Origin of the sequence: Bacillus altaicus (genome assembly GCF_042136375.2) — a bacterium.
In the GTDB taxonomy this organism is placed as follows: Bacteria; Bacillota; Bacilli; order Bacillales; family Bacillaceae_G; genus Bacillus_A; species Bacillus_A cereus_U.
In genome coordinates this window covers 545,702-559,643 of sequence record NZ_CM143394.1, presented here as the reverse complement: position 1 = coordinate 559,643, position 13,942 = coordinate 545,702, and the positions used below count along the sequence as shown (strand labels likewise).

Here is a 13,942-nt window from a genome sequence, read left to right as displayed (position 1 = left end):
TTTTCTCTCATTATACAAGAAATACCCTATAGAATAGACTTTTTTCCAGTGTCTATTCTATAGGGTACATTTTAGGAAGAGCCACCTTTTTCATTTTATTATTGGAACATACCTTGTAACGCACCCAGTCCAAGAGTTAAGACAAAGAAGACAATAGTAATAGTTGTTGCCTGCTTTTTACTTAAACCTGCCGTAATTTGCAGACCTAACCACGTTATAACAAATCCCCAAATTGTAAATACTTCAAATTTACTTGCAATACCTTTTACAACCCCGCTACTTGAAGCAAAGATAGGACCTAATCCAGTATACATTTCTTGTCCTGATCCACCTAAAACAAACGCTAAAACCGTATTCAACAATACGCCAAGTAATGAAATAATGCTTGTATATACGCTAATTGTTAATAATTTCTTATAAGAAGTATCATTGCTCATAAACATCATTAATACTTTATACACTGCTGCACTAATGAAGAAACTTATCCCCATACCTAAAGCACCAATTCCGAATCCCATACCAAACGTCACTGCAGGTGGAACGTCAAAACCTAACTCCTTATTAAGCTTAATGGCTTCTGGGGTTAAGGAGCCTACATAAGCAGCAAGTCCACCAATAACTGCTCCTAATAAAACAAGTATCCAAAACGCACCCCAAACCGCATTACTAGTCTTCATTCTCTCAAACTGCAAACCTGGAGATGTAATCATTCCAAATAATGAGGGCTTCTCTCCGCCAACTTTTTGCGTATTCAAATTCGCTTCCATCATAACGCCTCCTTCTATTTATATAACCCGTTCTAACGGGCGGTTCACATCCTCATATAGAGGCTACGAACCGCCCGCTAGAACGGTAACGTGTAGTAGAGAACCCCTTCTCTACTACACTAATAATTTACTCATAACGAAGTGCTTCGATTGGATCTAATTTCGCAGCTTTGTTCGCTGGAATTAATCCGAAGATAATACCTAGTGTCATAGAGAACAATACGCCTCCAACGACAACTTCCCACGAAACGAGCGGTGGCCATTTCGCAAATGTCGAAACAATATATGCCCCGCCATATCCAAGGCCAATTCCGATTAAACCACCTAGAAGCGTTAACATAACTGCTTCAATTAAAAACTGTAATAAAATTTTACTACGTGTTGCTCCAAGTGCTTTACGTACCCCAATTTCACGCGTACGCTCCGTTACAGATACGAGCATAATGTTCATTACACCAATACCACCAACGACTAATGAAATACCAGCGATACCACCGATGATCATTGTCATGATACCCGTCATCTTTGAAATACCTTCTTGAAGTTCTTTTAAATTCATAACCTCGTATTTACCAGTTGCATCACTCGGTTTACGACTGTTTAAGACATCTGCAGCTTTTTTACCTGCTTTTTCTAGATTATCTACATTTTTTGCTTGAACAGAAATATTTTGAATTTCATCTTTTCCATACAGTGTCGGCCATAATGAAATTGGAACTAGTGCTTCTGATGGTCCCATTCCCATAAACTCGTTATCTGATTTATAGACACCAATAATTTGCATCGGTTGACCTTTCATTTCAATAATTTTACCGACTGGATTGGCATCCTTAAACACCTTTTCTTCCATTTGTTTACTAATCATGACAACGTTATTACCTTGATCCACATCTGATTCTTGTAAAGAACGTCCCTTTAACAACTTTACTTTATTTACTGCAAAGTACTCACTGTCTAATCCAGTAATACTCACCATTTCTATTTTATCTTCAATATCAAGTGGTTCCATACTTGAATTTGTTGTTACAACATGTGCGATCTCTGGAATTTTCTTAATTTCAAAAATATCTTCTTCAGTTATCTTCGGTGCTTCTACCATCCCCATACCAAAAGGATCATTCATATCGGCACTATAATGAATCGGAACCGTTTGATTACCTGACCCAACAAATTGAGATTTCAGTGCAGCTTCCCCGCCTTGCCCAATCGCAACGACGGTAATAATAGATCCTACACCGATAATAATCCCAAGCATCGTCAGAGCTGAGCGTAGTTTATGAGCTAAAATAGAAGATAAGGCAATTTTCATACTATCTAGTAAGCTCATACCGCACACCTTCTATCTTCTGTAATTTTTCCATCCCTTAGTACAATACGACGAGAAGAATACGCGGCTACCTCTTCCTCATGCGTAACCATAACGATCGTCGTACCTTCTGCATTGAGCTTCGTGAAAATATCCATAACTTGTGCACCAGACTTCGTATCGAGCGCACCTGTCGGCTCATCGGCCATAATAAACGTTGGGTTATTCGCAATCGACCTTGCGATAGCGACACGCTGCTTCTGTCCACCTGATAACTCACTCGGCAAATGATGAACTCTGTCTGATAAACCAACTTTACTAAGTGCGTCCAGAGCCCTTTGACGACGCTCTGCTTTCTTTACTCCACCATAGATGAGCGGAAGTTCAACGTTTTCCACCGCAGAAAGACGTGGTAATAAATTAAAGTGCTGGAACACAAAACCGATATACTCATTACGAATTAAAGCAAGCTTTGACTCGTCTGCTGTTAAGATATTCACATCATTGAGCATATATTCGCCCTCTGTTGGACGATCTAAACAACCGATAATATTCATAAGCGTTGATTTACCAGAGCCAGACGGTCCCATAATCGAAATAAACTCACCGCTCTGAATCGTTAAACTAATACCATGTAAAATTGGCACTGCCAGCTTTCCCTGGTAATATGTTTTAGAAATATTATTTAACGTAATCATTTCTCTTTCACTTCCATTCCGTCATACACGTTGTCGGAAGGATTTTTAACCACCTTTTGCCCCACTGTTGCGCCTTCAACAATCTCTGTCCAGTCTCCATCAGTAGCACCTTTTTTCACATTTTGTTTACGAAGCTTTCCTTTCTCTTCGATATAAACAAATGCATCTTCGCCTTTTTCTACAATGCTCTTACTTGGAACAGCAATCATCGTCTTATTCTCTAAATTTACTTGTAAAGAAACATGATAACCTGGAGACAAACCATCTTGGCTATCAAGACTTGCTTTATATGTATATTGAGACATATTTTGAGTTCCCTCACCAGCAGCTTGAGCCATCTCTGCACTCGTTGGGAATTCGCTTACTTCTATAATCTTACCTGTCCACTTTTTCTTATTGTTTGCTTTCGCAGTGACAGTAAACGTTTGCTCTGGTTGAATTTGTGATTTCTGAAGTTCAGTTAATGTCCCTTGAATTTGGAATGGGTCTTTAGAAGCAACTTGTAAAAATGCTTTCCCTTGACCACCTAATGCTTGTGATGAACTTTGTGCTGCATCTTTATCTAACTTTTGAACAACACCCGTAAAGTTACTATAAATCGTAAGTTCCTTCTGCTTTTTATTTAACTCTTCTTTTTGCAACTTCCCTTTTTCTTTCTCAAGATCAGTTGTTTTTTGCGCCATTTCTAACTCACTTACTTGTTCTTCCATTGGGTCTGTTACTTCTTTCCCAGCCCCACTATCTTTTGCCTTCTTAATTTCTTTCTTCAACGAATCAATCTTCTTTTTCCCTTGATCATAACGCATATCAGCCATCTTCTGATCAAGCTCAGCTTGCTTCATTTGAAGATTAATTTCTTCATTATCATAAGAGAATAATTTCGTTCCCTTCTCTACCTCTTGTCCTTCTTTCACTGCGATATCTTTCACTTTTCCTTTAGTCGGATCCGCATAGAAACTTTCAATATTCCCTGGCTTCACCTGACCAGAAATTAACTTCGTATTATTAAGCTTACGCTCGGTCACTTTCTCAAAGCTCACAGCCTCATTCGTCGCTGTACCTTTCTTCTTACCTTGCATAACAAAAATATTAACTGCTGCAACAATAACAATTAGTGCAATAACTCCGATGATAATCCATTTCTTCTTCTTGTTTGGAGTACGAACCGTATTTGGTAACATATTCTCTCTCCTTTTATATCTTAATAGTTTAATAGATATTTAATTGTATAAAACTTTCGGAAAATTATAACCCCACTTACATTGTTACACTCATTTTACAAAGTTTTACACAATCATTTATATTGTAACAAAAATACCAATGATTAGAAATATGACATCCTATCTTTTAAGATAGTTTTAAGGAAGTATTATTTTATATAAATAAGGCTATCCAAAATAGTCTTTGGATGGCTTTTCTAACTAACTATTACGCTACTTTCGTATCTTTTCTCTCGTGCCCACGTTGAACGATGAATAAGAAGGTTGTTGATAAAATACCACCTGCTAGTAGCAACATGAAGCTGTCGTCCCAACCAGGGCATCAACGAGTAAACCATATAAGCATAAGCCCTACACTGTAGTATTAAAAAGTCTACGTTTATAAGTTCATCTCCCCTATACTAAAGTTTCACCCAAATAAAAACATGTAGATAATAGTCTCCTAAAAAGTGTCTACTTTTTTAAGACACTTTTTAGGAGACTCTATTATTTTTGTTTAAAAAGGTTGATTTATAGCCATTCAGAAAAAAAGAAAATTATACATGTCCACAAAATCCTTTAAAAATAAGTGGACAACTGTCCACCTGTTTTACAAGCAGAAAAACATTTCCCCCATAGACAGCGGATAAAAACAAAGACCTTATGGTATAATAAAAGGTTTACCTTATTTAAAATAACACTCTGTTATTCAAAGCTGATATCATCATAGATGAAGCTGATTGTTTCACTGTCAAGGCTGAATTTATCATAGACGGAGCTGATATCATCACAGATGAAGCTGACTGTTTCACTGTCAAGGCTGAATTTATCATAGACGGAGCTGATATCATCATAGATGAAGCTGATTGTTTCACTGTCAGGGCTGAATTTATCATAGACGAAGCTGATTGTTTCACTATCAGGGCTGAATTTACCATAGACGGAGCTGATATCATCATAGATGAAGCTGATTGTTTCACTGTCAGGGCTGAATTTATCATAGACGGAGCTGATTGTTTTACTGTCAAGGCTGGATTTATCATAGACGGAGCTGATTGTTTTACTGTCAAGGCTGAATTTATCATAGACGGAGCTGATATCATCATAGATGAAGCTGACCGTTTCACTGTCAGAGTTTATATTATAATAACGTTTATAAACTCTTAAAAGATGTGATTTTTGTATTTTATGTGGTATAGCGTATCGTTCTCCTCTTATGCTTTTTACAAACATTATCGGGTATCCTGAACATGATGATATTTTATAGTGGACCTATATATATTATTACACCCACTTTATAACGTTTTACACAACCAATTATATTGCAACAAAAATACCAATGATTAGAAATATGACATCTTATCTTTTAAGATAGTTTTAAGGAAAAGATATTTCATATAGAAAAAGCCATCCAAAATAATAATTGGATAGCTTTTCCGAACAAAATATTTACGCCACTTTAGGGCCTTTTCTCTCATGTCCACGCTGAACGATAAATAAGAATACTGTTGATAAAATACCGCCTGCTAGTAATAATATGAAACAGCCGTCCCAACCAGAACGATCAACAATAACACCAATCGCTGCGTTTGCTACAAGACTTCCACCTACATAACCGAACAGACCACACATACCAACTGTCGTACCTACTGCAAATTTCGGTACTAATTCCATCGCACTTAAACCGATTAAAAACTGTGGTACGTAAATTAAACAACCGATAATAGAAACGGCAATACTTACAACAAGTACGCTAGATGCTTGCCAATATACAACCGTACCAATAACAACTCCGGCCATACTCATAATACATAATGGCATACGTTTTCCTTTAAATAACTTATCACTTAAAAGACCAACGATTAATGAACTTGGAATTGCCATCCCTTCAAAAATCGCGTATGCAGCATGTGCTTCTGCTTTTGAAAAACCTTTAACTGTTGTTAAATAAAGTGGAACCCAGTTAATAACACCGAAACGAATTAAATAAACAAATGCATTCGCAATACATAAATACCAAACGAACTTATTTGTCACTACATATTTCATTAAAATTTCTTTTGGTGACATCTTATTAGCATTATCTGCTTTTTCAAGATTTTCATAGTCATTACGATACTCATCAATTGGAGGAAGACCTTCAGATTCTGGTGTATCCTTCGCATTAATCCAAACAAGAACTGCAATTACCATTGCGATAATCGCTGGGAAAATAAATACGCCGCCTTGCCAATGATTTTCACCGAAAATACCTACACCAATTCCGACAAGGGGCGGCACTAGCATTCCACCAACGTTATGTGAAATATTCCAAATACCTGTTTTCGTACCACGTTCTTTCTTCGAGAACCATTTCGTCATAACGATACTACAAGGTGGTGCTCCCATACCTTGTACAATACCGTTCAGAACAAGTAATGTAACAATCATCCCAAATGAAGATGCAAAACCGAAACAAATATTTACAAGCCCCGATAAGAATAAACCGACTGCGATAAAGCGCTGGGCGAAAGCTTTATCGGATAAATTCCCCATAAAGAACTTACTGAACCCATAAACAATTGCCATTACTGAACCTAGCAATCCAATTTCAGCTGTACTAAAACCATATTCTTGTACTAAATACGTACTTGATAACGTAAAGTTACTACGCACTAAATAATAAGCAGCATACCCAACTGAAATTCCTATTAGCACACGAATACGTAATAATTTGTATACCCTGTCAATCATATCCGCCGGCAATCTCTCAATTGCAGGTGCTGGCTTAAGCCATTTAAACATATTCTTTCGTCTCCTTTTCTCAATGCTGAGAGAGACGTTGTCTATTCCATATCTCGATTATTCCACTATTTGATATATTTTTGTTCGTTCTTCTAACCGGCTGACCTTCTATCTCTTTCTGATTCTTCGCAAACATCGTTGGTACGCCAAACGAAACTTTTTCTAAAATGTGCCCCGCTTCTTCTGATAAACAATAATCAATAAATAAGTCCGCAATAAAACCACTCGGTGCACGCTTCAGTTTCGAAATCGCATTAACAGATAATCCTGTTTGCTCAGGTTCATTACTTATAATAGGAAAGCCTTGTTTCTGAAGCATTCTCTGATCTCCCGCAAAATTGATGCCTATCATATATTCACCGCTTGCAACCAGTTCCGCGGGCATATAACCATTCACCGTTACTTCACCAACTTGCCTTGCAAGATTCTTAACATACTCTTTCGCTTCTCTTTCACCTAAAGTATCAATAAGTAATTGAAACAAAGTATATGCTGTGCCGGAAACATTTGGATCAGGCATTACAATCTTACCCGTATATACCGGATCTAATAAATCTTGCCACCTTGATGGATATGGAAGACCGAGCGGCGCTATTTCTTCATTCCACCGCTCTTTATTAATCGCGATTGCCAGTTTCTCCACCTCATAACCGTACCAATAACCGTCTTTATCTTTAACAGTCTTTGAAATGCGATTCGCATGCTGGCTCATAACAGGAATAGAAAGGTTCTTTTGCTTCATCATTTGATGCGCATCTACTGTACCGCCAATAATAATATCCGCCTTCGGATTTCCAGCTTCCTCTTCTACTCTCCGAAGAAGTTCTTCTGTCGATAGGCGAATAAATTCATATGTACACCCTCGTTGTTTACAAAATGACGAAAGTAAAGCTTCACCAACTTCCTCACGGGCTGCTACATACGCAACGAGATGACGATCATCCAAAATAGGGAGACCACTTTTATTATATTTAATAGAGGTTGTATCTCGAGAGCAACTAGACATCGCTCCTCCGATTACTAGCAAAAAGAAGAAAAAGGCTATCTTTCTCATGACACATTCTCCTTTACAAATAACTCTGCTAGGGAGCCCTTCATATACATGACATTCCCGTTATTATCACCGAGATATTGCACAACAAAGTACGATGGATACACAGAAATAGTTAGAATATCCTCTCGCTCATTCTTTACATGTTTGCCTGTTTTATAGGCAGTAATATAAGCAATCGGCTCATTCTGTGATTGTAATAATTTCTGAATTTCTCCGTAATCTATAATTTGCTTTGCGTATCGAATAGAATCAAATATTTGCGTAAGATCTATAGTACGTATTACATCCCCTTGCCTCACTACAACTTCCTTTGCCTCCGCAAAGAAATTACTAATGCGCTCTGGTGTATAATACAGACTTAATAAATACGTTTGAAATGCTGAGATCATCGGATCCGTGCCATTCTTTCCGTATACATTAGCCTCATACTGGAACAAGTCACCTACTGCAAAAGTACGTTTATGTCCATTCAAGTACGTTACTTCTCCAGTAAATACTTGTTCTTGGCTCTTAGCTTCTCTCGGTTCTATTCGAATTCGGTCAAAGAATGAAACAATCGTATGCAACCGAACTTCATCCGTTACAACAATTTCTCCCCACTTCTCATGCCTTACTTTCACTTCAGTAGGAAGGGATTCATTCACTCTTTGTAAAACGGCTTGTTTGTCATCCACAATTGTGATTCGATTATATATTTGCTTCTCAATAACATAAAACAAAATAAGAGAAACGATCATACAAAAGACAAACATAAGAATTTGAAATGATAGCCTTTTCATTTCTGCCTACCTCCAAGATAAAAAAACGTTGTTTCAAAAATACCGCATAATTGTTTCATAAATGTATCATTTAACCGCTTTCAAGTTTTTTATGTCTTCCATCCGTCTCGGAAGTAAAAATGTCATACATATTGTAGTTCCCATTTCTTCACTACTCTCAATTCGCATACTTCCGCCTTGCTTCTTCATAATCTCCTGACAAATGTATAAACCATAACCATTCCCGTAACTAGAAGGAAGCACCTTACCTTCCGGAGACTCATTCCATTCTGCAAGCACACCTTCATCCATACCAATACCATCATCATGAACAAACACCTTTGCTTCCTGCTCATTTATAATTACATTCATACGAACTTGCGTAGCATCACTATATTTAATCGCATTATCAAGCACATTCAAGAAAATTTGCTTCGTCTTATCAAAGTCCGCAACGACGTGTACTTCCGTTAACTCATTCATAACTTCCATTTCAAACTGCTGCAATCGAGGTTTCACAATCGAAACTGCTTCCTCTGCCAATTCCTTTATATTCACAACTGTAGGAGACACTTCAAATGTGCTCGTCCCATATTTTGAAGACTTAAGTAGTTCCTCTACAAGTGATAATAAACGCTCACTTTCAATAGCCACATAACGAAGACTCTCCTGCACATCCTCCTTCGATTGTAACTTCGGAATTAAATCTACATAACCGATAATTGCCGTAAGCGGTGTTTTCAACTCATGCGTAATGCGGTCCAAGAAATCTTTCTGTTTCTCTTTCTCTTCCTTCAGCTGCTTAATATGCAGTTCAATCCCATCAGCCATCGCATTAAAGGACGCTGAAAGCTGCGCAATTTCCACATACTCATTTAACTCAATCTTACTTTCATAATCTCCATTCGCAAGCCGATGTGCCATTTGCCTTAACTGATCAATTGGTTTATGGAGAGACTTCGCCAAACGAATTGCAAAGAAAATACCAGCAGCTACTAAACAAAGTGACGTCATTAAAAACGTCCAACTCACATTTGTTAAAACTTCCTTCTCACCCGTTAACTCATTTATAAAACGAATGCTCCCAATGATATCGTTTCCATAATAAACCGGACTTGAAAATAAAAGAATGGGTGCCGGATCTCCTTCCTCGAAAACATAAGCTTTCTTTCCTTTTAGAGAACTCTCAATATCGATATTTCGATGAAGTAATGCTCCCTTTTGTGTGTCGGCAACAACATCCCCGTTCTTCCCAATCATCTGCACACGGACATCCATTCGCTTCGCCAAATATGAAGCAATTAAAAGCGAATTCGGACCTAATGTCTCCACTTCTACTTCCTTCTCTAAATAATTCATCGTATAAATTTGAGCCTCTACACTTAACTTTTCTAAGGAATCTGCTGCATTATGATACATATTCTTCTCTAGCGAAATATAAACAACTGCATACAAAAGAACAAGAATCGGGATCAACAATCCAACTATTCCAAACACCATATTTCGTTTTAAAGACATATCATCACCACTTAACAATCTAGCTTATAGCCAACGCCATAAATTGTCTTAATATACTCTCCGCTCGTACCGAGCTTCTTTCGAAGTCTTTGCACCATAATATCAACCGCTCTCGTATTTCCGATATACTCAAATCCCCACACTTTCTCAAGCAACTCATCTCTCATAAACACACGCTGCGGATTTGAAACAAACAACTGACATAAATTAAACTCCCGGTACGTTAACTGAATTTCCTGCCCTTCGACATGTACCTTTCTCTCCTTAGGACAAATCACTAACTCACCTGCGCGAATTACTTCATGACTTACATTTGCCTCCTCCTTCTTCACACGCCTACTCATATTCTTCACCCGAAGAATAAGCTCCGCATAATTAAAAGGCTTCGTCACATAATCATCAGCTCCAAGCTGAAGACCAAGTAACTTATCATTCATCTGACTCTTCGCTGTCAACATAAGCACCGGAATATCACGATCCTTCTCCCGGAATAAACGTAATAACTCATACCCATCCGTATCAGGAAGCATCACATCTAAAATGAGTACATCCGGCTGCTCATTCCATCTCTCTAAAGCTTCTCTCCCATCAGCCGCCGTCAATACTTCATATCCTTCCATCTCTAACTGCATCCGAATCAAATTACGAATACTCGATTCATCATCTACTACAAGTATTTTCATCATTCTCCTCCTTCCATCCTGTATTATAGTACAGTTTAGTATAGCAAAAATCATACAAAAAAAGAGAGGGTATTGTCGAACATATGTTGAACGACAGTACCCTCTCTCATTTATTAAACTTATTTCTCATATCCATTAGGTTTCTTCTGATGCCAATCCCACGCATGCTCAATAATTGTCTTCACATTTACATACTCAGGATTCCATCCTAACTTCTCTTTCGCCTTTTGAGAAGAAGCTACTAAGCGCGCTGGATCTCCTGCACGACGTGGCGCTACCTCAGCGGGAATCTCATGATTCGTAACTTCACGAACTGCATCAACGATTTCTTTCACACTGAATCCATTACCATTTCCTAAGTTATAGAAATCACTTTCCCCACCATTTTGTAGGTCTTGAAGTCCTAAGAAATGAGCTGCCACTAAATCTTCAACATGAATATAATCACGGATACAAGTACCATCTGGTGTATTATAATCATCACCGAACATCATAATCTTCTCACGTTGACCTAACGCCACTTGTAAAACAAGTGGGATTAAATGTGTCTCTGGACGGTGATCTTCCCCAATAATACCACTTGGAGTTGCACCAGCCACATTAAAGTATCTGAAAATCTTATACTTCAAATTAGAAGCTTGACTATACCAATGAAGCATCTTCTCAATCGCTAGCTTTGTCTCTCCGTATGTATTCGTCGGATTTGTCATCGTTTCCTCAGTAATTAGATCTACATCTACCTCGCCATAAGTTGCCGCAGTAGAAGAGAAAATAAACTTATCTACCTTAAACTCATCCATTACTTCTAGCAAGCAAAGTGCACCGTACACATTATTATTATAATATTGAAGAGGCTTCTCCATACTAACTCCAACTAAAGAATCAGCTGCAAAATGCATAACCGCCTCGATATTTTCTTGTTTAAAAACATCTCTTAAAAATCCTTTATCACGAAGGTCTCCATTATAAAACTTCGCACCTTCCGTAATTGCATCTTCATGACCAGTTTGTAAGTTATCTACTACTACTACAGATAAACCTTCATCCACTAATTTTTTAACAGCGTGAGAACCGATATAGCCCGCTCCGCCGCAGATTAAGATTGAGTTCATTATTTTCCTCCCGAATATTTACTACAATTTCTTAATTACTTTACTAATATAAAAGGTATACGATTTCTCGTATACCTTTTGTATATATTCTTTATTACTTAGTTACAAAATACCCCTTAACCATCTTTACAAGTGGTCAGGGGTATTAAAAATTAACGATTTAATTCAAGATGTGCTTTTAACTTATTCGTTAAATCTTGTTTTGCTGCATCTGGAACATAGTAGTACCAAATACCATCAGCGGCTTTGTGGCCGTCGCCTGGGATTTGGATATCTTCACTGTTCTGCAGACAATTTTTATAATTCTTTTGCATATCAAACATTTGATCTTGTGTTAAGTTTGTCTTCACATTCTTTTGAATCGCTGTAAGTACATCTCCATAACTTGCTAAAGAAGAGAAACTTGCGCCTTTCTTAATAACAGCCTGCATCACTTGACGTTGACGCATTTGGCGGCCGAAATCGCCTCTTGGGTCTTCTTTACGCATGCGTGTGAATGCTAGTGCTTGGTCACCTGTTAAGTGAATATTCCCTTTAGCGAAATGATGCTTATCCTGCGTAAATTCTAAATCATTATTTACATCTACCCCGCCGACTGCATCAACGATATCTTTAAATCCTTCCATGTTCACTTCAATATAATAATTAATAGGAACATTCAAGAATTTTTCTACTGTCGCTACAGACATATCTACTCCGCCAAATGCATAGGCATGGTTGATTTTATCACTTTTCCCTTTTCCAACGATCTCCGTATACGTATCACGAGGGATACTTACTGTTTTCATTGAATTATTTTTAGGATTTAACGTGATAACCATTAAAGAATCTGAACGTCCTTTATCCTCACCACGTTCATCTGCTCCTAATAATAAAATTGAAACCGGTTCAGCGTTACTAATTTTTTCGCCAACTTTATTGTTGTTTTGATCACGCTTTAGAGGTTTATGAACTTCCTCTAATGTCTTAGATACAGAAGAATATACATTATAAGCATAAACTCCTCCACCTATAATTAGTACTCCAATAATACCGAGTACCCAAAATAAAATTTTCTTTTTCATTATTTAAACCTTCCTTCTTAAACCTATCGTCAACCTAACTTACAATACATGTAAACCCTATTATACAGAGCACAAAACAATTTAATAAAACTAAATTATATATCAATCCACAAAAAATAGACAAATAACAATTGTATATCGTTATTTGTCTACCATATATCTTAATATATTTATTCTTTCTTGTCACCAAGCGCAAACGTAATTTCCATCTCACACGCGATTTCACCGTCTACAGTGGCAATTGCTTTCCCTTTTCCAATTGCTCCACGTACGCGCGTCATTTCAACTTCTAAACGAAGCTGATCACCTGGACGTACTTGTCTTTTAAAACGACAATTATCGATACCAGCAAAAAATGCCAACCGACCACGATTTTCTTCTTTTTTTAGCATTGCCACAGCACCAACTTGGGCTAAAGCTTCTACAATTAAAACGCCTGGCATTACAGGATAGTCCGGAAAATGTCCATTGAAAAATTCTTCATTAGCTGTAACATTCTTTATTCCAATAGCACGCTTTCCTTCTTCTACTTCTAAAACTTTATCGACAAGTAGAAATGGATAGCGGTGAGGAATAATTTCTTTAATTTGTTGAATATCTAGCATACACTTCTCTCCTTAAACAAAATTGGTCATACCACCAGAAGTTATACTATCATTATCCCATTTCAGTCCTTATTTGTCATTAGAAAAAAAACAACTTCAAAATTCTGCTTCCAAATAAAAAAATGTATACACTCTTTTCAATATATATTATTACTGACACGGAGGTTGAAAAGAGTGTATACCCAAGTTAGGGAAAGGCAAATTATATCAAATATATTAAGCCTTAATGTCGTATTCATGATTTATTATATATGACAAAAATCAGAAATAAAAACCTAATTTTCGACCTTTTTCGTATTAATTCCCTAATTTTACTTAGGATTTCTCTATTTTCCTTACATTCTCTTAAATGTGATATTTAGAAATATGAATTTTAATAAAAAATTTCAAAATG

13 protein-coding genes are annotated in these 13,942 nt (G+C 37.1%); all 13 read right to left on the bottom strand.

Annotation, left to right across the window (positions count from 1 at the left end; translation table 11 throughout):
- Positions 1-98: 98 nt before the first annotated feature.
- Positions 99-767, bottom strand: coding sequence for a YknW family membrane protein (gene yknW, locus ACE38F_RS02820; RefSeq protein WP_375371162.1), 669 nt, complete (start codon positions 765-767; stop codon positions 99-101).
- A 127-nt stretch (positions 768-894) separates the two neighbouring features.
- The gene (locus tag ACE38F_RS02815; protein WP_070170705.1) at positions 895-2,094 is read right to left on the bottom strand and encodes an ABC transporter permease; all 1,200 of its coding nucleotides are present in this window, start codon (positions 2,092-2,094) and stop codon (positions 895-897) included.
- A complete protein-coding gene (locus ACE38F_RS02810) occupies positions 2,091-2,771 on the bottom strand; it encodes an ABC transporter ATP-binding protein (protein WP_002198814.1) in 681 nt (226 codons plus the stop codon). Before ACE38F_RS02810 ends, ACE38F_RS02815 begins: the two co-directional genes overlap by 4 nt.
- Positions 2,768-3,952, bottom strand: a complete 1,185-nt coding sequence (locus ACE38F_RS02805) for an efflux RND transporter periplasmic adaptor subunit (protein ID WP_375371163.1) — start codon at positions 3,950-3,952, stop codon at positions 2,768-2,770. The genes ACE38F_RS02810 and ACE38F_RS02805 overlap by 4 nt, the downstream gene beginning before the upstream one ends.
- A 723-nt stretch (positions 3,953-4,675) precedes the next feature.
- Positions 4,676-5,203, bottom strand: a complete 528-nt coding sequence (locus ACE38F_RS02800; RefSeq protein WP_375371164.1) for a hypothetical protein — start codon at positions 5,201-5,203, stop codon at positions 4,676-4,678.
- 216 nt (positions 5,204-5,419) lie between these two features.
- Positions 5,420-6,754, bottom strand: a complete 1,335-nt coding sequence (gene pgtP / locus ACE38F_RS02795; protein ID WP_375371165.1) for an MFS transporter — start codon at positions 6,752-6,754, stop codon at positions 5,420-5,422.
- A 19-nt stretch (positions 6,755-6,773) separates the two neighbouring features.
- Complete coding sequence (locus ACE38F_RS02790; RefSeq protein ID WP_375371166.1) at positions 6,774-7,808, bottom strand: ABC transporter substrate-binding protein; 1,035 nt, start codon at positions 7,806-7,808, stop codon at positions 6,774-6,776.
- Entirely contained in the window at positions 7,805-8,587 is a 783-nt protein-coding gene (locus ACE38F_RS02785; RefSeq protein ID WP_375371167.1) for a DUF3919 family protein, read from the bottom strand. The genes ACE38F_RS02790 and ACE38F_RS02785 overlap by 4 nt, the downstream gene beginning before the upstream one ends.
- A 66-nt stretch (positions 8,588-8,653) precedes the next feature.
- A complete protein-coding gene (locus ACE38F_RS02780) occupies positions 8,654-10,084 on the bottom strand; it encodes an ATP-binding protein (RefSeq protein ID WP_375371168.1) in 1,431 nt (476 codons plus the stop codon).
- Positions 10,085-10,095: 11 nt separating this feature from the next.
- Entirely contained in the window at positions 10,096-10,767 is a 672-nt protein-coding gene (locus ACE38F_RS02775) for a response regulator transcription factor (protein WP_375371169.1), read from the bottom strand.
- A gap of 119 nt (positions 10,768-10,886) precedes the next feature.
- Positions 10,887-11,879, bottom strand: a complete 993-nt coding sequence (galE, locus tag ACE38F_RS02770; protein WP_375371170.1) for a UDP-glucose 4-epimerase GalE — start codon at positions 11,877-11,879, stop codon at positions 10,887-10,889.
- 152 nt (positions 11,880-12,031) lie between these two features.
- The gene (gene tagU, locus ACE38F_RS02765; protein ID WP_375371171.1) at positions 12,032-12,943 is read right to left on the bottom strand and encodes a polyisoprenyl-teichoic acid--peptidoglycan teichoic acid transferase TagU; all 912 of its coding nucleotides are present in this window, start codon (positions 12,941-12,943) and stop codon (positions 12,032-12,034) included.
- 170 nt (positions 12,944-13,113) lie between these two features.
- Positions 13,114-13,548: a 3-hydroxyacyl-ACP dehydratase FabZ gene (gene fabZ / locus ACE38F_RS02760; RefSeq protein ID WP_375371172.1), complete on the bottom strand. Its 435-nt coding sequence runs from the start codon at positions 13,546-13,548 to the stop codon at positions 13,114-13,116.
- Positions 13,549-13,942 lie beyond the last annotated feature (394 nt).

Excerpts from the sequence above, each read along its gene's own strand:
- ACE38F_RS02790 (WP_375371166.1), bottom strand. The coding sequence starts at position 7,808 with ATGAGAAAGATAGCCTTTTTCTTCTTTTTGCTAGTAATCGGAGGAGCG.
- tagU (WP_375371171.1), bottom strand. The coding sequence starts at position 12,943 with ATGAAAAAGAAAATTTTATTTTGGGTACTCGGTATTATTGGAGTACTA.
- fabZ (WP_375371172.1), bottom strand. The coding sequence starts at position 13,548 with ATGCTAGATATTCAACAAATTAAAGAAATTATTCCTCACCGCTATCCA.
- ACE38F_RS02810 (WP_002198814.1), bottom strand. The coding sequence starts at position 2,771 with ATGATTACGTTAAATAATATTTCTAAAACATATTACCAGGGAAAGCTG.
- pgtP (WP_375371165.1), bottom strand. The coding sequence starts at position 6,754 with ATGTTTAAATGGCTTAAGCCAGCACCTGCAATTGAGAGATTGCCGGCG.
- galE (WP_375371170.1), bottom strand. The coding sequence starts at position 11,879 with ATGAACTCAATCTTAATCTGCGGCGGAGCGGGCTATATCGGTTCTCAC.
- ACE38F_RS02775 (WP_375371169.1), bottom strand. The coding sequence starts at position 10,767 with ATGAAAATACTTGTAGTAGATGATGAATCGAGTATTCGTAATTTGATT.
- ACE38F_RS02800 (WP_375371164.1), bottom strand. The coding sequence starts at position 5,203 with ATGTTTGTAAAAAGCATAAGAGGAGAACGATACGCTATACCACATAAA.
- ACE38F_RS02780 (WP_375371168.1), bottom strand. The coding sequence starts at position 10,084 with ATGTCTTTAAAACGAAATATGGTGTTTGGAATAGTTGGATTGTTGATC.
- ACE38F_RS02805 (WP_375371163.1), bottom strand. The coding sequence starts at position 3,952 with ATGTTACCAAATACGGTTCGTACTCCAAACAAGAAGAAGAAATGGATT.
- yknW (WP_375371162.1), bottom strand. The coding sequence starts at position 767 with ATGGAAGCGAATTTGAATACGCAAAAAGTTGGCGGAGAGAAGCCCTCA.
- ACE38F_RS02785 (WP_375371167.1), bottom strand. The coding sequence starts at position 8,587 with ATGAAAAGGCTATCATTTCAAATTCTTATGTTTGTCTTTTGTATGATC.
- ACE38F_RS02815 (WP_070170705.1), bottom strand. The coding sequence starts at position 2,094 with ATGAGCTTACTAGATAGTATGAAAATTGCCTTATCTTCTATTTTAGCT.